Origin of the sequence: Mycolicibacterium houstonense (assembly GCF_900078665.2) — a bacterium.
GTDB classification, from domain to species: domain Bacteria; phylum Actinomycetota; class Actinomycetes; order Mycobacteriales; family Mycobacteriaceae; genus Mycobacterium; species Mycobacterium houstonense.
Map to the genome: position 1 here is coordinate 263674 of NZ_LT546208.1, position 22160 is coordinate 285833.

The window sequence follows — 22160 nt, forward strand, 5'->3', positions numbered from 1 at the left end:
ACCGCAAGCCACCCCCGGTCCCGGGCAGGCCGTGCTGGCCAGTTGGCGTCTGCTGCTCGATGCCGGGCGGCTGCAGGACGGCGAACCCTTCCTGGCCGGTACCGCGGTCAGCCCGGTGGCGCGGCTTTCGCCTGCCACAGCCGCCGAACTCGGCGCCGCGCCGGGTGATCCCGTCACCATCGGCACCGAACGCGGATCGGTGACCCTGCCGCTGGCCGTGACCGAGATGCCCGACCGGGTGGTGTGGCTGCCCACCAATTCCCCGGGGACGGCGATCCACCGACAGCTCGGGGTGACCACCGGCGCCGTGGTGTCGATCGGACGGGCCTCATGACCTATCCCGACCCCACCCTGTTCGGCCACGACCCGTGGTGGCTGATCCTGGCCAAGGCGCTGGGGGTCTTCGTCTTCCTGCTGCTGACGGTGCTCGCGGCGATCCTGATCGAACGTAAAGTGCTGGGCCGCATGCAGATGCGGCCCGGGCCCAATCGCGTCGGGCCCTGGGGCCTGCTGCAGTCGCTGGCCGACGGCGTCAAACTCGCGCTCAAGGAAGGCCTCACCCCGGCCGGCGTGGACAAGCCCATCTACCTACTGGCGCCGATCATCTCGGTGATCCCGGCGTTCATGGCGTTCGCGGTGATCCCGATGGGCGGCGAGGTTTCGGTGTTCGGTCACCGCACCGCGCTGCAATTGACCGATCTGCCCGTGGCGGTGCTCTACATCCTGGCCGTCACCTCGATCGGCGTGTACGGCATCGTGCTGGCCGGCTGGGCCTCCGGCTCCACCTATCCACTGCTGGGTGGTCTGCGTTCGAGCGCCCAGGTGATCTCCTATGAGATCGCGATGGCGTTGTCGTTCGCCGCGGTGTTCCTCTATGCCGGCACGATGTCCACCTCCGGCATCGTCGCCGCCCAGGACCGCACCTGGTATGTGTTCCTGCTGCTGCCCTCGTTCGTGGTGTACGTGACGTCGATGGTCGGTGAAACCAACCGGGCGCCTTTCGATCTGCCCGAGGCCGAGGGCGAACTGGTCGGCGGCTTCCACACCGAGTACTCGTCCCTGAAGTTCGCCATGTTCATGCTCGCCGAGTACGTCAACATGACCACCGTCTCCGCCCTGGCCACCACGATGTTCCTCGGCGGCTGGCACGCACCGTTCCCGTTCAACCTGATCGACGGCACCAACAGCGGCTGGTGGCCGCTGCTGTGGTTCACCGCCAAGGTGTGGACCTTCATGTTCCTGTATTTCTGGCTGCGCGCCACCCTGCCCCGGCTGCGCTACGACCAGTTCATGGCGCTGGGCTGGAAGGTGCTCATCCCGGTCTCGCTGGTCTGGATCATGGTCGTCGCCATCACCCACAGTCTGCGCGAGCACGGCTACCACAACTGGGCCACCGGACTGGTGACGTCGGCGGTCGTCGTGGTGGCGGTGCTCGCCGTGGCGCTGTGGAAGACCCTGCGGGGCAGGACCACTCAGCCCGCACCAGAGCAGAGCGCCGGAGCCTACCCGGTGCCACCGTTGCCGAACGCTGGAAAGGAGGCCGTCGATGCCTAAATTCCTCGACGCCCTGGCCGGATTCGCCGTCACCTTCGGCTCGATGTTCAAAAAGCCCCTCACCGAGCAGTATCCGGAGAAGCCGGGGCCCGTCGCACCGCGCTATCACGGCCGCCACCAACTCAACCGCTACCCCGACGGCCTGGAGAAGTGCATCGGGTGCGAGCTGTGTGCCTGGGCCTGCCCGGCCGACGCGATCTTCGTCGAAGGTGCCGACAACGCTCCCGGCGAGCGGTTCTCGCCGGGAGAACGCTACGGCCGCGTCTACCAGATCAACTATCTGCGCTGCATCGGATGCGGATTGTGCATCGAGGCCTGCCCGACTCGGGCGCTGACCATGACCAATCAATACGAGATGGCCGACGACAACCGGGCCGATCTGATCTGGGGTAAGGACAAGCTCCTGGCCCCGATGCAACCCGGGATGCAGGCGCCGCCCCATGAGATGGAGCCCGGCAGTACCGACGAAGACTACTACCTCGGCCGGATCAAGCCGCTGACCCAGGATGCCCAGTGAGGGCAGACCTCATTTTGCCGGCGGCCGAGCAGGTTTCACTGCTCGCCGCCGACGGTGCGGCCCGCACGTCGACGTCCGAGGCGGTGCTGTTCTGGATTCTCGGGACGGTCGCACTGCTGGGCGCCATCGGCGTGGTGGCCGCGCCCAAGGCGGTCTACTCCGCGGTGTTCCTGGCCTGCACGATGATCGCGCTGGCGGTGCTCTACATCGCCCAGGACGCGTTGTTCCTCGGCGTGGTGCAGGTCGTGGTCTACACCGGTGCGGTGATGATGCTGTTCCTGTTCGTGCTGATGCTCATCGGCGTCGACCTGTCCGAGTCGTTCACCGAAACACTTCGCGGGCAACGCCTTGCCGCGATCACCGCCGGCGCGGGCTTCGGCGTACTGCTCATCGCCGGCATCGGCAATGTGTCCGTCGCCGGGTTCACCGGGCTGGCCGCGGCCAACAGCGGCGGCAACGTCGAGGGCCTGGCCATGCTGATCTTCACCCGCTACCTGTGGGCGTTCGAGTTGACCAGCACGCTGCTGATCACCGCCGCACTCGGGGCGATGGTGCTGGCACACCGGGAACGCTTCCAGCGCCGCAAGACCCAGCGCGAACTGGCCACCGAACGGTTCCAGGCCGGGGGCCATCCGACGCCGATGCCCAATCCCGGCGTCTATGCCCGGCACAACGCCGTCGATGTGCCGGCGCGGCTGCCCGATGGCTCCGACGCGGCGTTGTCGGTCAGCGCCATCCTGCCGCAGCGCTCGATCAGTAACTCGACGAACGGTGAGGGGTGAGGCATGCGATGAATCCCGACAACTATCTGTATCTGTCGGCCCTGTTGTTCACCATCGGCGCAGCAGGGGTGTTGTTGCGGCGCAACGCGATCGTGATGTTCATGTGCGTCGAGCTGATGCTCAACGCAGCCAATCTGGCATTCGTGGCCTTCTCCCGCATGCACGGTCACCTCGACGGCCAGGTCGTGGCGTTCTTCACCATGGTGGTGGCGGCCTGCGAGGTGGTGGTGGGCCTGGCGATCATCATGACCATCTTCCGTACCCGCCATTCGGCCTCGGTCGACGACGCCAGCCTGCTGAAGCACTAAGGGCAACATGACGATTCCGGTGTGGCTTCTGATCGCCCTCCCAGCCGTCGGCGCAGCGGTGCTGCTGTTGAGCGGCAGGCGCTCCGACCGGTGGGGGCATCTGCTGGGTTGCGCGACGGCGCTCGGCTCCTTCGCGGTGGGGGCGGTGTTGTTCACGCAGATGCTGGGCCGCCACGGGGAACAGCGCGCCGTCCAGGAGTCCCTGTTCTCCTGGGTTCCGGTGGGCGGTCTGCAGGTCGACTTCGGGCTGCAACTCGATCAGCTGTCGATGTGCTTCGTCCTGCTGATCACGGGTGTGGGCTCGCTGATCCACATCTACTCGATCGGTTACATGGCCGAAGATCCGGATCGCAGAAGATTCTTCGCCTACCTCAACCTATTCCTGGCGGCCATGCTGCTGCTCGTGCTCGCCGACAACTACCTGGGCCTGTACGCCGGGTGGGAAGGCGTCGGCCTGGCGTCGTACCTGCTGATCGGGTTCTGGTCGCACAAACCGTCGGCGGCCGCGGCGGCCAAGAAGGCATTCGTCGTCAACCGGGTCGGCGACATGGGACTGGCCATCGCGCTGATGATCATGTTCGCCACCATCGGATCCATCTCGTTCGCCGGAGTATTCAGCGCCGCACCGGCTTTGAGTGAGACCACACTCACCGCGATCGGGCTCCTGCTGTTGCTCGGGGCGTGCGGCAAATCGGCGCAGGTGCCACTGCAATCCTGGCTGGGCGACGCGATGGAGGGCCCGACTCCGGTCTCGGCGCTCATCCACGCCGCCACCATGGTCACCGCAGGCGTCTACCTGATCGTGCGGTCCGGTCCGATCTTCGATCTGGCGCCTGGCGCTCAGACCGGCGTGGTCATCGTCGGGGGCGTCACCCTGCTGTTCGGTGCGATCATCGGCTGCGCCAAGGACGACATCAAGAAAGCCCTTGCCGCGTCGACCATGTCGCAGATCGGCTACATGGTGCTGGCGGCCGGCCTCGGGCCGGCCGGGTACGCCTTCGCGATCATGCACCTGCTGACCCACGGCTTCTTCAAGGCGGGATTGTTCCTCGGCGCCGGATCGGTCATGCACGCCATGGACGACGAGGTGAACATGCGCCGCTACGGCGGCCTGCGCACGGTCCTGCCGATCACGTTCGCCACGTTCGGGCTCGGCTATCTGGCGATCATCGGGGTGCCGCCCCTGGCGGGCTTCTTCTCGAAGGACAGCATCATCGAGGCGGCGCTGGGCGCCGGTGGCGTCCGCGGCGTGATCCTCGGTGGGGCCGCGATTCTGGGCGCCGGGATCACCGCGTTCTACATGACCAGGGTGATGCTGCTGACGTTCTTCGGCGAGAAGCGCTGGGCGTCCGGAGTCCATCCGCACGAGGCCCCCGCCGTGATGACCTGGCCGATGATCCTGCTCGCCGTCGGCTCGGTGGTCTCCGGTGGTGCATTGGCGATCGGCGGCACCCTGACCCACTGGCTGGAGCCGGTCGTCGGCACGCACGAGGCACACCACGCGGTTCCGGCCTGGGTGGTCACGGTGATCGTGCTGAGCGTCGTGGCGGTCGGCATCCTGGTGGCCTACCGGATGTACGCGCAACGGCCGGTCCCGGCCGATGTGCCCGCCGGGTCGGCGCTCACGGTANGATCGGCGGCACCCTGACCCACTGGCTGGAGCCGGTCGTCGGCACGCACGAGGCACACCACGCGGTTCCGGCCTGGGTGGTCACGGTGATCGTGCTGAGCGTCGTGGCGGTCGGCATCCTGGTGGCCTACCGGATGTACGCGCAACGGCCGGTCCCGGCCGATGTGCCCGCCGGGTCGGCGCTCACGGTAGCCGCCCGCCGCGATCTGTACGGCGACGCGTTCAACGAGGCGGTGTTCATGCGAGGTGGCCAGACCTTGACGGCGGCCCTGGTCGTCGTCGACGACAAAGTGGTCGACGGCACCGCCGGTGGGCTGGCCGCGCTCGTCACCCGTACGTCGGATGGGTTGCGGCAATTGCAAACCGGGTTCGCCCGGTCCTACGCCCTCTCGATGCTCGGTGGAGCGGCCCTGGTGGTCGCCGCGATTCTGGCGGTGCAACTGTGGTGAGCACATTCCCGTGGCTGACGGCGCTGTGGGCGACCCCGACGGTGGGCGCCGCTCTGGTGATGCTGCTACCGGCGGCGCAGCGCACGCTGGCCAAATGGCTCGCCCTGGCGGTATCGCTGGCGGCACTGGGTCTGGCCGCCGTGCTGGCAGTCGGCTTCGATCCCGATGGGCAGCAGTTCCAGTTCGTCGAATCGCACCGGTGGATCCCGTCCTTCGGAACCGGCTACATCCTCGGTGTCGACGGGATCGCCTTGGCCCTGGTAGTTCTCACCGCGGTGCTGCTGCCGTTGCTGATCGTCGCGGGCTGGAACGACGCCACCCGTCAGACCGGCCTCGGTGGCCGCGGGGTGCAGGCCTATCTGGCGTTGACATTGGCCGTCGAGGGCATGGTGTTCATGTCGCTGGTGGCGCTGGACATCCTGCTGTTCTACGTGTTCTTCGAGGCCATGCTGATCCCGATGTACTTCTTGATCGGGGGATTCGGAGGACACCGCACTCAAGCTTCCAAGGCGGCGGTGAAGTTCCTGCTGTACAACCTGTTCGGCGGCCTGGTCATGCTGGCCGCGGTGATCGGCCTGTACGTGGTGACCGCCAGCAGCGACATAGGCGGAGGCACCTCCGGGACTTTTGACTTCCGGGCCATCGTCGCCGCGGTCTCGTCCGGCGAGTTCGTGATCAACCCGGCGGTGGCGAATTTCCTGTTCCTCGGGTTCATGTTCGCCTTCGCGGTCAAGGCGCCGCTGTGGCCGTTCCACCGCTGGCTGCCCGACGCCGCGGTCGAGGCCACCCCGGCCAGCGCGGTGCTGATGATGGCGATCATGGACAAGGTCGGCACGTTCGGGATGCTGCGCTACTGCCTGCCGCTGTTCCCCGACCCGTCAACGTATTTCCGCCCGCTGGTCGTCACGCTGGCGGTGATCGGCATCGTCTACGGCGCGGTCCTGGCGATCGGCCAGAACGACGTGATGCGCCTGATCGCCTACACCTCGATCTCACACTTCGGGTTCATCATTCTCGGCATCTTCGTGATGACCAGCCAGGGCCAGTCCGGCTCGACGCTGTACATGATCAACCACGGCATCTCCACGGCCGCCCTCTTCCTGATCGCCGGTTTCCTGGTGTCCCGCCACGGTTCCCGGATGATCGACGCCTACGGCGGGGTGCAGAAGGTGGCGCCGGTGCTCGCCGGCACGTTCCTGGTCGCCGGGTTGGCGACGTTGTCACTGCCGGGCCTGGCCCCGTTCATCAGTGAATTCCTGGTTCTCATCGGCACGTTCACGCGGTACCCGGTGGTCGCGGTGTTCGCCGCCACCGCCCTGGTGCTGTCCGCGGTGTACATCCTGTGGATGTACCAACGCATGATGACCGGGCCGGTTCGCGAGGGACTTGCCGACGGCGAGCATCGGGTCCGGGATCTGGTGCCGCGCGAACTGGTGGTGGTGGCTCCGTTGATCGCGCTGCTGCTGGTCCTGGGTATCTATCCCAAACCCGCACTGGACGTGATCAATCCGGCCGTGCAGCACACCTTGACCACCATCGGGCAAGGCGACCCGGTGCCCAGTGCACCACCGACGATCGCCGAGGGGGGCCGCTGACCATGGTGACACCGAGCATCGAATACGGCCTGCTGTCCCCCATGTTGATCGTGTTCGGGGTGGCCGTCGCCGGCGTGCTGGTCGAGGCGTTCCTGCCCCGTCCGGCGCGCTACCGGGTGCAGGTGACCCTGGCGCCGGCCGGTTTGGTGGCGGCACTGGTGGCCGTCGTGCTGCTGGCCCGGGACCTGCATGGCGCCGCCGGGAAACCCGCGGTCCTGGGTGCGGTGGTGCTGGATGCCCCGGCTTTGTTCCTGCAGGGCACCATAGCCCTGGTCGGACTGCTGGGCATCCTGCTCATCGCCGAGCGCCAACCGCGGGGCGAATCCGCCGACGGGGAACGGGTTCTGGACGGTTTCACCCCGCAGGCCTCCGCGGTTCCCGGCAGTGTGGCCGAGCAACTGGCCACCAAGGCCGGGGTGATGCAGACCGAGGTGTTTCCGCTGACCATGTTCGCCATCGGCGGCATGCTGCTGTTTCCGGCCGCCGATGATCTGCTGACGATGTTCATCGCCCTGGAAGTGCTCTCGCTGCCGCTTTATCTGCTGTGCGGGCTGGCCCGCCGCAGGCGACTGCTGTCGCAGGAAGCGTCGCTGAAGTACTTCCTGCTGGGCGCGTTCTCGTCCGCCTTCTTCCTGTACGGCGCGGCCATGTTGTACGGCTATGCCGGCACCCTGGACCTGAACGGGATCTCCAGTGCCGTGATCACCGGAGCGCCCAATACCCCGCTGGCATTGATCGGCATCGCCCTGCTGTTGGTCGGCGTGTTATTCAAAGTCGGTGCGGTGCCATTCCATTCGTGGATACCCGATGTGTATCAGGGTGCGCCCACCGCGATCACCGCGTTCATGGCCGCGGCCACCAAGATCGCCGCGTTCGGCGCCATGTTGCGCATCTTCTATGTCGCGGTGCCGCAGCTACGCGACGATTGGCGGCCGGTGCTCTGGGCGATCGCCGTCCTGACGATGGTGGTCGGCACCGTCACCGCCATCACCCAGAGCGACGTCAAACGAATGCTGGCCTATTCCGCGGTGGCCCACTCCGGCTTCATCCTCACCGGCGTGATCGCCGGCAATCCCGCCGGGGTGTCCTCGACGCTGTTCTATCTGTTCGCCTACGGATTCAGCACGCTCGGCGCATTCGCCGTCGTCGGTCTGGTCCGCAACGCCGCGGGCGAAGAGGAGACGGTGATGGCGCGGTGGGCCGGCCTGGGCAGACGCTATCCGCTTGTCGGGCTGGTGTTTTCACTGTTCCTGCTGGCGTTCGCCGGGATCCCGCTGACCAGCGGGTTCGTCAGCAAGTTCGCGGTGTTCAAGGCCGCGGGCGAGGGTGGCGAGATCCCGCTGGTCATCGTCGGCGTGCTGGCCAGCGCCGCCGCGGCATACTTCTACGTGCGGGTGATCGTCCTGATGTTCTTCACCGATCCTCCCGACGAGGCACCTGAGGTCGTCGTCCCGAGCGGGCTCACCACCGCGGTCGTCACCGTCACCGCGGCCGTCACGTTCGCGCTCGGGGCACTGCCACAGCCGCTGCTGGACCTGGCCAACAGAGCCGAGACCTTCCTGCGGTGATGTCCTTTAGATTCGAACCATGACCACCGTTCTCGCCGCGAGCCACGGCCCCGTCCGGGTGCTGACCCTCAATCGCCCCGAAGCACGAAATGCCCTGGGCCGTGAGCTGATCGAGGAACTATACGGCGCCCTGGAGGCCGCCGACACCGACGAGGCCGTGCGGGCCATCGTGCTCACCGGGACCGATCCGGCGTTCTGCGCCGGCGTCGACCTCAAAGAGGCACAGACCCTCGGCATGGAGTACTTCGAGCGGTTCCGGTCGCACAACTGCATCACCAAGACCGGAGAACTGCGCACCCCGATCCTGGGGGCGATCAACGGTGCGACCTTCACCGGTGGGCTGGAGATGGCCCTGGGTTGCGATTTCCTGATCGCGTCCGACCGGGCGGTGTTCGCCGACACCCACGCCCGGGTCGGCATCCTGCCCGGCGGCGGGATGACGGCCCGTCTTCCCCACGTGGTCGGCGCCGCCATGGCGCGCCGGCTGTCGATGACCGGAGAAGTCATCGACGCCGCCCGGGCCGAACGGCTCGGTCTGGTCACCGAGGTGGTGCCGCACGAGCGTCTCGGTGACCGCGCGCTCGAGCTGGCCGGCCAGATCGCCGAGGTACCCGGCCCGACAATGGCCGGCCTCAAGGAGATCTACGACCGCGGTACCCAGTCACTGATCGGTCCCGCGCTGGCAGCCGAACAGGCCATCGCCGGCGCGCAGACGCGGGACTTCGACGGCCTGGGCGACCGCTATCGTGCTGTCGCGCAACGGAATCACGGTCAGCTGGACGGTTAGCCGATCGTCTTGACCACCCGTGCCGGCACCCCGGCCACCAGCGTTCGCGCGGGCACGTCGTGGGTGACCACGGCACCGGCACCGACGATGGCGTCCGTGCCCACCGTGACGCCCTGCATGATCAGGGCAGATGTCCCGATCCAGACATTTCGGCCGACGGTGATCGGCGCCGACGTGATGCCCGTTCGCCGTTCGGCGGGGCCGACGGGATGTCCTGAGGTGAGCAGACAGACGTTCGGGCCGATCATGACGTCGTCACCGATGTCGATCCCGCCGATGTCGTTGAAGCGGCAGTTCTGGTTCACGAAGACATTCCGGCCGACGCGAATGTTGATTCCGTGGTCGGAGTAGACCGGCGGGATGAGGTGGAAGGCCTCGTCGACCGCCTGCCCGGTCAGTTCGCACCATCCCATTCGGATGGCTTCCTGATCGGCGTACCGCAGCATATTGAGTTCCGCCGTCAGCCGGACCGCCCGCTGCACCCGCTCCGCGAAGTCCATCTTCGTCCTCTCTTCGAACAGCCGTCGAGTGGGCACCAGCCAACGCGAACGATCAACGGCCCACAAACAACCGCCGCGCCGGTGCGTCACAACCGATAGTTGTCCGGCTACGGTCGGGGTGTGGATGTGGAGGCCGTCCGAACATTCGTGTCAGCCGCCGATGGCGGTCAGTTTCAGGTAGCGGCCGACGAGCTAGGTGTGACGCAGCAGGCCGTTTCGAAACGCATTGCGACACTTGAACGCCGACTTGGGGTTTCCCTCTTCGTCCGATCCGGAAGAGGCGCACAGTTGAGCGTCGATGGCCAGGCCTTCCTGCCCCACGCCCGCGAGCTGATCAGAGTCGCGTCACGCGCCGTCGACTCGGTGCGGCCGGGGCACCGGGCTTTGCGAGTCGATGTGCTCAATCTCCGCACCGCTCCGGCAACCTCGTTGCACGCCTTCCACCGCCGCCACCCGGCGGTCGAACTCGATGTCATCACGCTTCCGGACGCCAACACCGAGGCCGCCGTGGCCGCGGTCATGGACCGCAGCGTCGATGCCACCTTTCGCGCCCTCAGCACTGCCCGCGGCCAACAGCTGCCGACGGCCATTCGAGCCGCCCGCGTGATCGACGATCGGCACCAACTCCTCACCGGCCCGAACCATCCCCTCGCCGACGCCACGAGCGTGACCGTCGCAGATCTGCGGGCCCACCGCATCTGGATGCCAGGCATGCGCGCCGACACCGAATGGGGCATGTACTACGACGATTTCAGCCGGACGTTCGGAATCCGGATCGACACGGTCGGCCCCGGCTTCGGTGTCGACGTGCTCCTGGACGAACTCGCCGCATCCGCCGAACTGTCCACATTCGTCGGCGAGGGCTCCCGATACCTCTGGCCAGAGTCATATGACCTGCGACGGATCCCGATCGTCGACCCCACACCGGTCTACCCACACTCGATCATCTGGCGCGACGACAACCCACAACCTGTACTGGGTGCATTTCTGGAGTATCTGCGCACCATACAAACCAACGCTCCGGCCGTCGAAACCTGGACGCCCTCTTGGGCGTACCAGGGGTCTTCGAGCCGGAGCGCAGTCGACGACCGCTAGTCGCCCCGGCCGGGCTCGACGATCGTCATCCCGACGGCCGGATTGTCCATGGCCGCGAGTGCCACACCGGCATCGTCGAGTGCGACCCGGTGGGTCACCAGCTGCTCCGGGTCGATGGCCCCGGACGCGATGAGGTCGAGCATCGCCGGATAGTCGACCGCGGGCATTCCGTGCGATCCGAGGAGGGCCAACTCCTCGGCGATCACGCGATCCATCGGGAACGCGACCCGAGCCGCGTCGCCGAGCAGCAGGCCGACCTGGACGTGCCGGCCGCGCCGGCGCAGCGACGAGACCGATGCCATCGCGACCTCGGGGTGGCCGATGGCATCGATCCCGATATGCGCACCGCCACCGGTGCGCTTCACGACTTCGCTCGCCACCTTGCTGTTCTGGCCGCTGTTGACCAGCTCATCGGCGCCGAGCCGACCCGCGGTCGCCAGGGCCTCGTCATTCAGATCGACCGCGATGACGTTGGCGCCGAAGGCTTTCGCGATCATCACCGCTGAGAGGCCCCCCCCGCCACAGCCGTACACCGCGACCCACTGATCGGCCTGCACCCTACCCTGGGCGGTCAGTGCCCGAAACGATGTCGCGAACCGGCACCCCAGCGAGGCCGCCGCCGCGAACGAGACGGCATCTGGCAGCCGCACCAGATTGGTCTGCGCCCGCGGCACCGCGACGCGTTGCGCGAACGAGCCGGGCAGGGTGAACCCCGGCTGCAACTGGTCGGGGCACACCTGTGCGTCACCGTCGCGGCAGAACTCGCAGCGTCCACAGCCGAGTACGAACGGGGTCGTCACCCGATCCCCCACCTGCCAGCCCGAGACCGCGTCCCCGACGGCGGCAACGGTCCCGGCGAACTCATGCCCGGGAATGATCGGCAGGGCCACCGGGTCATGACCGCGCCAGGCATGCCAGTCCGATCGGCACACGCCGGTGGCGGCGACCTCGATGACCACCCCGTCCTCGGGACAATCCGGGTCGGCGACCTCGGACACGGCGGGAAGAACACCGACCTCGGAATACATCACGGCACGCACAGGTGCGATCGTAGGCCGCGACGGCACCCGTTCAGCGTTGCCGCTTGAGAATGAAACCCACGGTTCGCTCCCCCAGCCCCGTCACAGCGGGCGTCACCATGTCCACCTGCTTGCGTGCCTGCTCGATTACCGGTGTGTCGGGATCCAGCACCGAGAGGTAGACCTCATGGGCGGCAAGCGAATTCACCGCCGTCTCGGTGAAACCGTCGACCACCTCGCAGTGCGTGGGATCCGGACCGTTCTCGAAAAGCCAGGCCGGCGGCTCGTCCAGGCTGTCGTATGCACCCGCGACGGCGTGGGCGAACTCGATGTGATCACGTTGGTTCGGCGCGTCAGGAGACCAGCTCGGCCCGCTGTAGAGCGTGATGACGACGTCGGGCCGCAACTCCACGATGGCCTCGGCGATCGTGGCCCGTAGCGCGGGAGTATCGCGAATGTTGCTGTCGGGGAAGTCCCAGAACCTCACGTCGTCGACCCCGACGACGGCCGCCGACCGCCGTTGCTCCTCCTCCCGCAACGGGCCGGCCTCTTCGGGTGGCATGCCGGCGATCCCGACCTCACCGCGGGAGGCCAGTGCGTAGTGCACGGCCTTGCCTTCCGAGGTCCACTTCGCGACGGCCGCACCGATCCCGTACTCGGGATCATCGGGATGCGGCACCAGCACCAACGCGGTCTGCCAGTTCTCGGGAAACGGTTGCACGGTCACGGCCGGTTCACCCTGATGTCCTGCTGGTTCATGACTCCAGTGTCGGACCTCAACAGTGGTTCATGTCAATGTCTCAGCTCCAGCCCGGTGGCCGGTGGGCGGCACCGGGATGGTCCGGCGCCAGTAACGGTCCGGCGCCGCCGAGACGCTCGCGCAGGGTCACCCGGTCGCCGCGTTCGGGCACCCGGCCGCGACGGCGCAACTCGGGCACGACATGGCGGGCGAAGTCGATGAAGGTGCCGGGAGTCGTGACATAGGCCAGGTTGAAGCCGTCGACGTCAGCCTCGTCGACCCATCGTTCGAGTTCGTCGGCGACCTCGCCCGGTGAACCGACCACCACCGGCCCCCGTCCGCCCAGCCCGACCTCCTGCGCCAATTCGCCTGCGGTCCAGTTCCGGCCCGACGTGGTGAACGATGCCAGCGCAGAACGATTGGCCTCGGTCTGGACGTATCTGAGGGGTTCGTCGGGTCCGAGCTCGGCGAGATCGACGCCGGTCCAGCCGCCGAACAGCGCCAACGCCCCTTCTGCGCTGACGAACTGCCGGTAGTCGTGCAGTTTGGCGACGGCCTGGTCGTGGGTTTCGGCGACGATCGGGGTCACCATCGTAAAGACCTTGATGGACCGGGGATCTCGCCCGAGTTCGGCGGCGGCGGCGCGCAACGCCTTGACCGGCTTGGCCACGATCTCCGGAGTCGGCCCCGAGACGAACACCGCCTCGGCGTGCGCCGCGGCGAACCGGACTCCGCGCGGTGAGGCTCCCGCCTGAAACAGCACCGGGGTTCGCTGCGGCGACGGTTCGCACAGGAACGGACCGGGGACGCTGAAGTAGCGCCCCTTGTGTTCGATGTCGTGGACTCTCGCCGGGTCGGTGAACACGCCCCGATCGCGGTCGCGTACCACGGCGCCCGGTTCCCAGGACGCTTCCCACAGCTTGTAGCAGACCTCGAGGTATTCCTCGGCGATCTCGTATCGCTCGTCGTGCGGGATCTGCGCATCGAGCCCGAGATTGCGGGCGGCGCTGTCGAGATAGGACGTGACGATGTTCCAGGCCACCCTGCCTTCGGTCAGGTGATCGAGCGTCGACAGCCGGCGTGCGAGCGCGTAGGGCTGCTCATAGGTCAACGACACGGTGACGCCGAACCCGAGGGTCTCGGTGACCGCCGCCATGGCGGACACGGCCAGCGTCGGATCATTGACCGGTACCTGTGCGGCGTCGGCCACGGCCGCATCGCGCGAACCGCCGTACACGTCGTAGACGCCCAGCACGTCGGCGAGGAACAACGCATCGAAGCCACCGGCCTCCAGCGTGCGGGCCAACTCCGTCCAGTATCCGAGTTCGCGGTACCGGTACCCCTGATCGTCGGGATGACGCCACAGGCCTGCCGCCTGATGTCCGACGCAGGCCATGTCGAAGGCGTTGAGGTAGATCCTGGTCATCGCGCGTCCCCGATCTCGTCCAGATGTGTTTCCCGCGCGAAGTAGGCCGCCGTGAACGTGATCGCGGTCAGCACCGCGAAATAGGCGACGATCAGCCACGGACTGCCTCCGCCCGCGACCAGCAACGCCGCCGCGATCAGTGGTGCGAATCCCCCCGAGAGCACCGCGCCGATCTGGTAGCCGAGCGACGCCCCGCTGTAACGCACCCGGGTGTCGAACAGTTCGCCGAACCAGGCGGCCTGGGGTCCGTACATCGCGTCGTGAGCGATGTTGACCCCGAACACGATCGACAACACGATCGCGATGTGCGATCCGGTGCTCGCCGCGACGAAGAACAAGACGAGCGCCACCACACCTGCCACCGCGCCGAACAGATACGGCGGCCGTCTGCCGATCCGGTCGGACAGCATGGCCCAGGCCGGTGTGCTGATCAGCCCGATGGCCGACGCGATCAGAACCGCCGTCAGGCCCACCTGGCTGCCCGCCGACGACGAATCCTGCAGGTAGGTCAGTGAATACGTGGTCAGCAGCACGAACAGGGCGATCTGCGAGAATCGCAATCCGGTGGTGATCAACACATTGCACGGTTGGGTGCGCAGTACCTCCAGCACTGGTAGCCGCGCCACCTCGCCACGGTCTCTGACGCGAGTGAACACCTCGGCATCGGTGAGCCGCAGCCGGATCACCAGGCCCACGACGACCAGAACCGCGCTGAGCAGGAACGGGATCCGCCAACCGTAGGCGAGGAAGGCTTCGGGTCCGGTAACCGTCCGGGTCAGGTAGAACACTCCCGTCGACAACAACATGCCTGCCGGCGAACCCAATTGGGTGAAGCTGCCGAACAGACCGCGGCGTCCTGCCGGTGCATGCTCGACCGACAGCAATGCCGCACCGCCCCATTCGGCCCCCACGGCCAGGCCCTGCAACAACCGCAGGATCACCAGCAGGGCGGGAGCGATCAGTCCGACTTGGGCGTAGGTCGGCAGGAGCCCGATCGCGAACGTGCTCAACCCCATCCCCACCAACGCGGCGACCAGAACGGTCTTGCGCCCCAACCGGTCTCCGTAGTGACCGGAGATCAGCGCACCCAGGGGCCGGGCGCCGAATCCCGCGGCGTAGGTCGCGAACGAGGCGAGTGTGCCCGCTGTCGACGAAATATTCGGGAAGAACAGCGGTTTGAAGACCAGGGCCGCCGCCGTCGCGTACAGGTAGAAGTCGTACCACTCGATTGTGGTACCGACCGCACTGCCGACTGCGACGTTGCGCGCGGAGGGTTTGGCCGCTTTGCTCTGGACGGTAAGTGTCACGTGGCCGCAGGTTATGCGGCGCTACTACCGCCCGGAAGGATTCTCGTCACGGTGACGCAAACGGCGGCGGCTCACCGGTTGACCGTGACTCCGTGCACCACGATCGCCGCGGTCTGCGCCACCCATTCATCGTCGAGTGGGAGGTCAGGCCACAACAGCATCCGCAGCATGGTCGACCCGCCGATGAGTTCGACCAGGCGGTCCGGGTCGACGTCGGCATGAACCTCGCCGCGCTCGATGCCGTCGACGATCCGGGCACGCACGGCGACGAACATCCCGCCGAACCGCTGCATCACCCGAGCGTTGAGCTCGGCGTCGGCGGCGACGTCGGCGACCAGCCCGGGCAGCGCCGCGCGCACCACCGGGCTGGTGAACACGTCGCGGGCGGCGCCGATCATCGCCCGGACGTCGGCGGCGATGTCGCCGGCCGGAGCCGTCAACGCCGTCGCGGCGGCGGGGAACACCGCCTCGTGCACCAACTCGGCCTTGCTCGACCATCGGCGGTACAGCGCGGTTTTCGTGGTCTGCGCCCGTTCGGCGACGGCCGCCATGGTCAGGTTCGCGTAGCCGATTTCGACAAGCAGGTCCGCGGTTGCCTGCAATATGGCAGCGTCGATACGCGGGTCACGGGGGCGTCCCGCTCCGGTGCTCTTGCCAACGGGTGATGCCTCTGCTTTCATAACGCTACTAACAGTATCGTAATTGTTGCCGTAAGGAAGAGTTGAATGGCAAACGAGGCCGTGGACGCTCCCGTCGAGAACGTCGACCACCTGCAACGCTCCAGCCGTGATGTCACCACGCTCCCCTCGGTGCTGTCGAAATGGCTGTCCACGGTGATGCCGGGCGGAGTCACCCCCGAGATCACCGTGGAAAGCGGCGTCGACTCCAACGGCATGTCCTCGGAAACCATCATGCTGACCGGGCGCTGGGAAGAAAACGGTGAACCGCGAGAACAGCAGTGGGTGGCCCGCGTCGCACCCACACAGGACGACGTGCCGGTGTTCTCCTCCTACCGCCTCGACCACCAATTCGAGCTCATGCGTCAGGTCGGCGAACTCACCGACGTGCCGGTGCCCAACGTGCGCTGGATCGAGCCCACCGGCGAGGTGCTGGGCAAGCCGTTCTTCCTGATGGACCGGGTCGAGGGCCAGGTGCCGCCCGACGTCATGCCGTACACGTTCGGCGGCAACTGGTTCGCCGATGCCCCCGCGGAGCGCCAGCGCGAGTTGCAGGACACCACGGTCGAGGTCCTGGCGAAGCTGCATGCCATCCCCGACGCCGCGCAGCGATTCGCCTTTCTGGCCGAGGTCGATCCGCCCGGCGACACCCCGCTGCGCCGCCACTTCGGCTGGCTGAAGGACTGGTACGAGTTCTCGGTGCCCGACATCGGCCGTTCCCCGCTGGTCGACCGGGCGCTGGAATGGCTCGAGAAGAACTTCCCCGAAGACGTGGCGGCGTCGGACACCGTGCTGGTGTGGGGCGATTCCCGCATCGGCAACGTGCTCTATCAGGACTTCCGCCCCGCCGCGGTGCTCGACTGGGAGATGGCCACCGTCGGTCCCCGTGAATTCGACGTGGCATGGATCATCTACGCGCACATGGTTTTCCAGGAGCTGTGCGGTATGGCGAACATGCCAGGGCTGCCCGATGTGCTGCGCGAGGAGGACGTGCGGGCCACCTATCGCGACCTCACCGGCGTCGAGGTCGGCGACCTGCGCTGGTTCTACGTGTACTCCGGCGTGGTGTGGGCCTGCGTGTTCATGCGCACCGGTGCCCGCCGGATCCACTTCGGCGAGATGGAGAAACCCGACGACATCGAATCGCTGTTCTACCACCGGCCGTTACTGGAGCGCATGATCGAGGAGACCGTCTGATGCTCGGCCCCATGGACGAATTCCCGGTCCATCAAGTACCCCAGCCGATCGCCTGGCCGGGATCGTCGGACCGGAATTTCTACGACCGTTCGTATTTCAACGCCCACGACCGCACCGGCGACATCTTCGTCATCACCGGCCTCGGCTACTACCCCAATCTCGGGGTCAAGGATGCCTACTTCCTCGTTCGGCGCGGTGATGAGCAGACGGCCGTGCACCTGTCGGACGCGATCGACCAGGACCGGCTCAACCAGCACGTGATGGGCTACCGCGTCGAGGTCACCGAACCGCTGCACAAGATCCGCATCGTGCTCGAGGAAACCGAGGGCATCGCCGCGGATCTGTCCTGGAACGGGCTGTTCGACGTCGTGCAGGAGCAGCCGCACCTGATGCGTCAAGGCAACCGGGTCACTCTCGACGCCCAGCGGTTCGCCCAAACAGGTTCCTGGAGCGGCTACCTGGAGATCGACGGCCGGCGCATCGACGTCGACCCGGAAACGTGGATCGGCTCCCGCGACCGGTCCTGGGGCATTCGCCCCGTCGGTGAGGCCGAGCCCGCCGGCCGTCCGGCCGACCCGCCGTTCGAGGGTATGTGGTGGCTGTACGTGCCGATGGCGTTCGACGAGTTCTCGATCGTCTTGATCATCCAGGAGGATCCCAGCGGGTTCCGCTCACTCAACGACTGCAGCCGGGTTTTCAAGGACGGCCGCGTCGAGCAACTCGGCTGGCCGCGGGTGAAGATCCACTACCGCTCGGGCACCCGTATCCCCACCGGTGCCACCATCGAGGCCACCGCACCCGACGGCACACCGGTGCGGTTCGACGTGGAATCCAAACTGCCCGTGCCGATTCACGTCGGCGGCGGCTACGGCGGCGACGTGGACTGGATCCACGGCGTGTGGAAGGGCGAGAAGTTCACCGAACGCCGCACCTACGACATGACCGATCCCGCGGTCGTCGGGCGCACCGCGTTCGGCGTGATCGACCATGTCGGCCGGGCCGTGTGCACCGAAGGCGGGTCGACGTCGGAGGGCTGGGGCCTGTTCGAGCACGGCGCATTGGGCCGGCATGACCCGTCCGGTTTCGCGGACTGGCTGACGGTCGCGCCGTAGCGCGCAGTTTGTCACGCCAGAGTGGCTGTCGGCATCGACAGCCACTCTGGCGTGACAATGGCGGCCGGATCAGCCGGCGCCGGGCCGCATCAGGCGGCCCAGCACAGCGCCGCCGCGCCGACGGCCTCCACCAGGAAGTAGAACCAGTTGGGATAGAACGACGTTCGGTCACCGAGCACGCCGGACACGATGCGCCCGAACGCCATCCCGGCCAGTGCGACACCGACGGCGAGCAGTATTCCGGTGCGCACCGCCCCGGGCGTCGCCGCGGCATAACCCAGCACCCCGGCGATCGCCAGCCCGAATCCGCCATATACGGCGCGCACTTCGGCACGGGTCTCCGCAGTCTCGATGCGGAACCCGAAGGGACGCAGAATCGCAGCGGGCGCCGCCAGTGCGTACAGACCCATACCGGCGAAGAACACGCCGACGACGGCGATGACGGCGATGACGGCGATGGTCACGATGGCCTCCTGTTCAAGTTGTCCGCCCAGCATGCAGACTGAACCCGTGCCCGCGCTTCCACAAACCTGCTGCCCCACAGTGTGGCTGTGGCCGGGGCAGGCGCTCTACGCCGGGCCCGGCCTGGGCTTGGAACCGCACTCGGGTTCGGTGTGGTGCCTGGTGGTCGGTGTGGACGCTCCGGTGACGGTGACGCTTGCCGGCCAGACGATCGTCGCGCGCAGCGTATTGATCCCGCCGCGGCTCACCCATCATCTGCTGGTACCGGGTGCGATGGTGTCGAGCTATCTCGATCCCAGCTCGCAGCGNGGCCGGTGCGAACCTGACCACCGCCGCGGCCGATGCCGGGTTCGCCAGCCCGTCACACCTGGCGGACAGCTTCAAGACCACCTTCGGTTTGTCGGCGACGCAGCTGCTGTCGACGGGGCTTCGCATCCGGACACCCTGACGAGCGTGCGCAGAATGTCGATCAAATGCCGCGGGTCGGGCAGCAGACACGCACGCTCGCTGCGCTTCAGGAGGCCGCGTTCTCGGCCGCGGCAATGACAGGTGCGCGGCCGAAGACCATCGACTCGTCGATGCGGTCGAAGCGGTGGTCGATGGCGTCGAGCAGGTAGTTGTGCCGAACGTGCCAGGGACGTTTGGTTCCGGACCGCGGCAGCGCGTGCTCGGACCGCTGGATGTAGCCGGCCTCCAGATCCCACGTCCGCTTCTCCGGCATCGGAGTCGCGCCCTTGTGCGGATAGGCGTGGGTGTAGCCGTGGGCGCCCATGTAGGACACCAGGTTCGCGAAGGCCCGCGCGGTCATGTCGGCCCGCAGCGTCCACGACGCGTTGGTGTAGCCGATGCACCAGGCCAGGTTCGGCACGTCCTCGAGCAGGAACTCCTTGTAGACGTACCGCTCGGTGGGCTTGACCTCCTGACCGTCGACCGACAGCCGGATCCCGCCGAGCGCCTGCAGTTGCAGCCCGGTCGCGGTGACGATCACGTCGGCGTCCACCCGTCCACCGGATTTCAGCACGATGCCCGCGGCGTCGATGTGGTCGATGTGATCGGTGACGACGTCGACCCGGCCGTCGCTGATGTGCCCGAACAGATCTCCGTCGAGCACCAGGCACAAGCGCTGGTCCCACGGCTTGTACCGGGGCTTGAAATGTACGTCGACGGGATATCCCTCGGGCAGCGCCGCGACGATCCGCCTGCGCAGATAGCTGCGACCCAGGTCAGGGGCCTTGCGGAAGAAGAAGTAGCTCAGCACGTGGATCATCGCGTTGCGGAACCGCACAACCTGGTGGGATAGCTTGCGCGGCAGAACTTTACGGATGGTCTGCACCGTCGGAACGATGCGGTCCGCCGACACCATGTAGGTCGGCGAACGCTGCAGCATCGTCACGTGAGACGCCTGCTGGGCCAGCGCGGGAACCAGACTGACCGCGGTGGCCCCGCTGCCGATCACCACGATGCGTTTACCGGCGTAGTCCAGCGTCTCGGGCCAGAACTGCGGGTGCACGACGTCTCCACTGAAGCTCTCCATGCCGGGGAACTCCGGGGTGTAGGGCTCGTCGTAGTTGTAGTAGCCGGTACCGCAGAACAGGAATCGGCACCGGTAGGTCCTGGCCTCACCGTCCTGCTCGGCGTGCACGGTCCAGGTGTCGGTGTCCGAATCCCAGTCCGCGGACGTCACCTTGGTGTTGAACCGGATGTGACGGTCGATGCCGTGCTCCCGGGCCGTCTCGGTCAGATACTCGCGGATGTCGCCGCCGTCGGCCACGTTCTCCGGCCGGGTCCAGGGCTGGTACGGGAAGCTCAGCGTGAAGATGTCGCTGTCCGAGCGGATCCCCGGGTACCGGAACAGATCCCAGGTGCCGCCGATCCGCTCCCGGCGTTCCAGCACCGTGTATGTCAAACCGGGGCTCTTCTCGTGCACTCGATAGGCCGCACCCAGGCCCGAGATTCCCGCCCCGATGATGAGCACATCCGAGTAGTCCGGATCCGCACCCCGTTCGGCGCCATCCATGGCGAACCTCCTTTGGTCCCGCGCAGTACCACCCACCCTATGTGCTCAGTCGCGCAACCCGTCAACGATCTGGGCCAGCAGATCCACCGCGATCGGACCGGGCTGGTAAAGGCAGATCCGGTCGGACACGCCGCCCACCCGGTCGCGGATGTGGGAGGCGATATCGGCGGGGCTACCGCAAGCGGCGATGGTGTGCAGCACCTCGTCGTCGATCAGCGAACCCATCTCCTGCCAGCGCCCCTGTTTGGACAGCGCGTTGAGCTCGGGCTGGAGGTCACCCCAGCCGTGTACGTCGAGCACGGGCCGGTAGGCCGGCGTCGAACCGTAGAACGCCAACAGGCGCCGCGCGGCGTCGTGATCGTCCCCGGCCGAGACGATGATCTCCGGGACGATGGCGAGCTCACGCTCATCACGCCCGGCCGCGGCGAGCCCGTCGCGCACCGCGGGCAGCGTCGCCTCGTGCAGGAACCGCTTCGACCCGAACGGCATGACCAGCAGGCCGTCGGCGAACTGCGCGGTGGCGCGGGTGAGACGCGGGCCCAACGCGCCGACATAGATCGGCGGCGCACCGTACGGATTGTCCCGGGGCGTGAACGTCGGCGTCATCAGCGTGTGCCGGTAAAACTCGCCGCGAAAATCCAGCCGTTCGCCGGTGTCCCACGCCGCGAAGATCGCCCGCAGCGCCGCAACGAACTCGGACATCCGGGCCACCGGCCGGTCGAACTCCGCCCCAAACCGCTTCTCGACCTGAGTGCGGATCTGGGTGCCGAGCCCGAGGGTGAACCTGCCACCGGACAGGATCTGGTGGTCGATCGCCTGATGAGCCAGGTGGATGGGATTGCGGGGAAACGCAATTGCCACATTGGTCATCAGGTCGAGATCGCCGACCGTGGAGGCGAGCGTCAACGGGGTGAACACGTCGTGGGGCCCCTCGAAGGTGAACACCCCACTGGCGCCGGCCTCGCGCAGGGCGGCGGCCCGATCGATCGCATCTCGCGGCCCGAACAACGCTGTCATGACCTTCACGCGTGAGAGCCTAGACAGGTGACCATCCCAGGCAGCACCGACGTGGTCGTGGTAGGCGCCGGCTTCGCCGGGCTGTCCGCCGCCCGCGCCCTGGTCCGGCTCGGACACCAGGTGGTGGTGCTGGAGGGTCGCGACCGGGTGGGCGGACGCTCGTCGACGGCCACGATCGCCGGGGTGCCCGTCGACCTGGGCGGGACGTTCGTCGGGCCCACTCAGGATGCGGTGCTGGCGTTGGCCGGCGAGCTCGGCTGCCGCACCGTGCCCACCTATGACCGCGGCAAGAACCTGATTCGGTGGCACGGGCGGGTGCGGTCCTATCGCAGCACCATCCCACGCCTGTCGATGATGGAACTGTTCGACGTCTCCCGCATCCAATGGCGGTTTGAGCGGCAG

General features: G+C 67.1%; 21 protein-coding genes and 2 pseudogenes. 14 read left to right on the top strand and 9 right to left on the bottom strand.

Annotated features, from left to right (window positions below):
- From BN4332_RS29235 to BN4332_RS29280, 10 genes and pseudogenes are all read left to right on the top strand, one after another.
- Window positions 1-334, top strand: a 334-nt coding sequence (locus tag BN4332_RS29235; RefSeq protein WP_276527226.1) for a molybdopterin dinucleotide binding domain-containing protein, incomplete at its 5' end; no start/stop codon positions are given.
- Window positions 331-1554 carry an NADH-quinone oxidoreductase subunit NuoH gene (nuoH, locus tag BN4332_RS29240; protein WP_066903290.1) on the top strand — a complete coding sequence of 408 codons (1224 nt, stop codon included), beginning with the start codon at window positions 331-333 and terminating at the stop codon, window positions 1552-1554. The genes BN4332_RS29235 and nuoH, both read left to right, overlap by 4 nt.
- Entirely contained in the window at window positions 1547-2071 is a 525-nt protein-coding gene (nuoI, locus tag BN4332_RS29245) for an NADH-quinone oxidoreductase subunit NuoI (RefSeq protein WP_066903291.1), read from the top strand. The genes nuoH and nuoI overlap by 8 nt, the downstream gene beginning before the upstream one ends.
- Complete coding sequence (locus BN4332_RS29250; RefSeq protein WP_435405214.1) at window positions 2068-2853, top strand: NADH-quinone oxidoreductase subunit J; 786 nt, start codon at window positions 2068-2070, stop codon at window positions 2851-2853. Before nuoI ends, BN4332_RS29250 begins: the two co-directional genes overlap by 4 nt.
- Before the next feature lie 8 nt (window positions 2854-2861).
- Window positions 2862-3161 (top strand): NADH-quinone oxidoreductase subunit NuoK, encoded by a 300-nt coding sequence (gene nuoK / locus BN4332_RS29255; RefSeq protein ID WP_066903292.1) that lies wholly within the window; start codon window positions 2862-2864, stop codon window positions 3159-3161.
- 7 nt (window positions 3162-3168) lie between these two features.
- A pseudogene (gene nuoL / locus BN4332_RS29260) lies at window positions 3169-4797 on the top strand (NADH-quinone oxidoreductase subunit L); the annotation flags it as partial.
- A pseudogene (locus tag BN4332_RS29265) lies at window positions 4794-5240 on the top strand (NADH-quinone oxidoreductase subunit L); the annotation flags it as partial. The pseudogenes nuoL and BN4332_RS29265, both read left to right, overlap by 4 nt.
- Window positions 5234-6835 (top strand): NADH-quinone oxidoreductase subunit M, encoded by a 1602-nt coding sequence (locus tag BN4332_RS29270; protein ID WP_066903294.1) that lies wholly within the window; start codon window positions 5234-5236, stop codon window positions 6833-6835. The pseudogene BN4332_RS29265 and the gene BN4332_RS29270, both read left to right, overlap by 7 nt.
- A 2-nt stretch (window positions 6836-6837) precedes the next feature.
- Complete coding sequence (gene nuoN, locus BN4332_RS29275; protein ID WP_066903295.1) at window positions 6838-8403, top strand: NADH-quinone oxidoreductase subunit NuoN; 1566 nt, start codon at window positions 6838-6840, stop codon at window positions 8401-8403.
- 19 nt (window positions 8404-8422) lie between these two features.
- Window positions 8423-9190, top strand: a complete 768-nt coding sequence (locus BN4332_RS29280; protein WP_066903297.1) for an enoyl-CoA hydratase — start codon at window positions 8423-8425, stop codon at window positions 9188-9190.
- Here BN4332_RS29280 and BN4332_RS29285 read toward each other — a convergent pair.
- A complete protein-coding gene (locus tag BN4332_RS29285; protein WP_066903302.1) occupies window positions 9187-9690 on the bottom strand; it encodes a DapH/DapD/GlmU-related protein in 504 nt (167 codons plus the stop codon). The two genes, BN4332_RS29280 and BN4332_RS29285, sit on opposite strands and share 4 nt — an antisense overlap.
- 126 nt (window positions 9691-9816) lie before the next feature.
- On the opposite strand from BN4332_RS29285, the gene BN4332_RS29290 reads away from it, so the two are divergent.
- Window positions 9817-10785 carry a LysR family transcriptional regulator gene (locus BN4332_RS29290; protein WP_264077423.1) on the top strand — a complete coding sequence of 323 codons (969 nt, stop codon included), beginning with the start codon at window positions 9817-9819 and terminating at the stop codon, window positions 10783-10785.
- Here BN4332_RS29290 and BN4332_RS29295 read toward each other — a convergent pair.
- The 5 genes from BN4332_RS29295 to BN4332_RS29315 all read right to left on the bottom strand — a co-directional run bounded on the left by BN4332_RS29295 (window position 10782) and on the right by BN4332_RS29315 (window position 15956).
- Window positions 10782-11825, bottom strand: coding sequence for a zinc-dependent alcohol dehydrogenase family protein (locus BN4332_RS29295; protein ID WP_066903306.1), 1044 nt, complete (start codon window positions 11823-11825; stop codon window positions 10782-10784). The genes BN4332_RS29290 and BN4332_RS29295 overlap by 4 nt on opposite strands.
- Before the next feature lie 31 nt (window positions 11826-11856).
- Window positions 11857-12531, bottom strand: coding sequence for a PIG-L deacetylase family protein (locus BN4332_RS29300; protein ID WP_066903308.1), 675 nt, complete (start codon window positions 12529-12531; stop codon window positions 11857-11859).
- Window positions 12532-12604: 73 nt separating this feature from the next.
- Entirely contained in the window at window positions 12605-13969 is a 1365-nt protein-coding gene (locus BN4332_RS29305) for an LLM class flavin-dependent oxidoreductase (RefSeq protein ID WP_066903310.1), read from the bottom strand.
- A complete protein-coding gene (locus BN4332_RS29310; protein WP_066903311.1) occupies window positions 13966-15276 on the bottom strand; it encodes an MFS transporter in 1311 nt (436 codons plus the stop codon). The genes BN4332_RS29305 and BN4332_RS29310 overlap by 4 nt, the downstream gene beginning before the upstream one ends.
- A 71-nt stretch (window positions 15277-15347) precedes the next feature.
- A complete protein-coding gene (locus tag BN4332_RS29315; protein ID WP_066903312.1) occupies window positions 15348-15956 on the bottom strand; it encodes a TetR/AcrR family transcriptional regulator in 609 nt (202 codons plus the stop codon).
- A gap of 45 nt (window positions 15957-16001) precedes the next feature.
- Between BN4332_RS29315 and BN4332_RS29320 the strand changes: the two genes are divergently transcribed.
- A complete protein-coding gene (locus BN4332_RS29320; RefSeq protein ID WP_066903313.1) occupies window positions 16002-17150 on the top strand; it encodes a phosphotransferase family protein in 1149 nt (382 codons plus the stop codon).
- Window positions 17150-18262: an Rv3169 family protein gene (locus BN4332_RS29325; protein ID WP_066903314.1), complete on the top strand. Its 1113-nt coding sequence runs from the start codon at window positions 17150-17152 to the stop codon at window positions 18260-18262. The genes BN4332_RS29320 and BN4332_RS29325 overlap by 1 nt, the downstream gene beginning before the upstream one ends.
- A gap of 89 nt (window positions 18263-18351) precedes the next feature.
- Here BN4332_RS29325 and BN4332_RS29330 read toward each other — a convergent pair whose 3' ends face one another.
- The 3 genes from BN4332_RS29330 to BN4332_RS29345 all read right to left on the bottom strand — a co-directional run bounded on the left by BN4332_RS29330 (window position 18352) and on the right by BN4332_RS29345 (window position 21758).
- Window positions 18352-18759 carry a DUF4345 domain-containing protein gene (locus BN4332_RS29330; protein ID WP_096867158.1) on the bottom strand — a complete coding sequence of 136 codons (408 nt, stop codon included), beginning with the start codon at window positions 18757-18759 and terminating at the stop codon, window positions 18352-18354.
- A 479-nt stretch (window positions 18760-19238) separates the two neighbouring features.
- On the bottom strand, window positions 19239-20741 hold the full coding sequence (locus BN4332_RS29340) for a flavin-containing monooxygenase (protein ID WP_066903318.1): 1503 nt from the start codon (window positions 20739-20741) through the stop codon (window positions 19239-19241).
- A 45-nt stretch (window positions 20742-20786) separates the two neighbouring features.
- Window positions 20787-21758, bottom strand: a complete 972-nt coding sequence (locus tag BN4332_RS29345) for a TIGR03617 family F420-dependent LLM class oxidoreductase (protein ID WP_066903325.1) — start codon at window positions 21756-21758, stop codon at window positions 20787-20789.
- Between the two features lie 27 nt (window positions 21759-21785).
- Here BN4332_RS29345 and BN4332_RS29350 point away from each other — a divergent pair.
- Window positions 21786-22160, top strand: a 375-nt coding sequence (locus BN4332_RS29350; protein WP_160110951.1) for a flavin monoamine oxidase family protein, incomplete at its 3' end; no start/stop codon positions are given.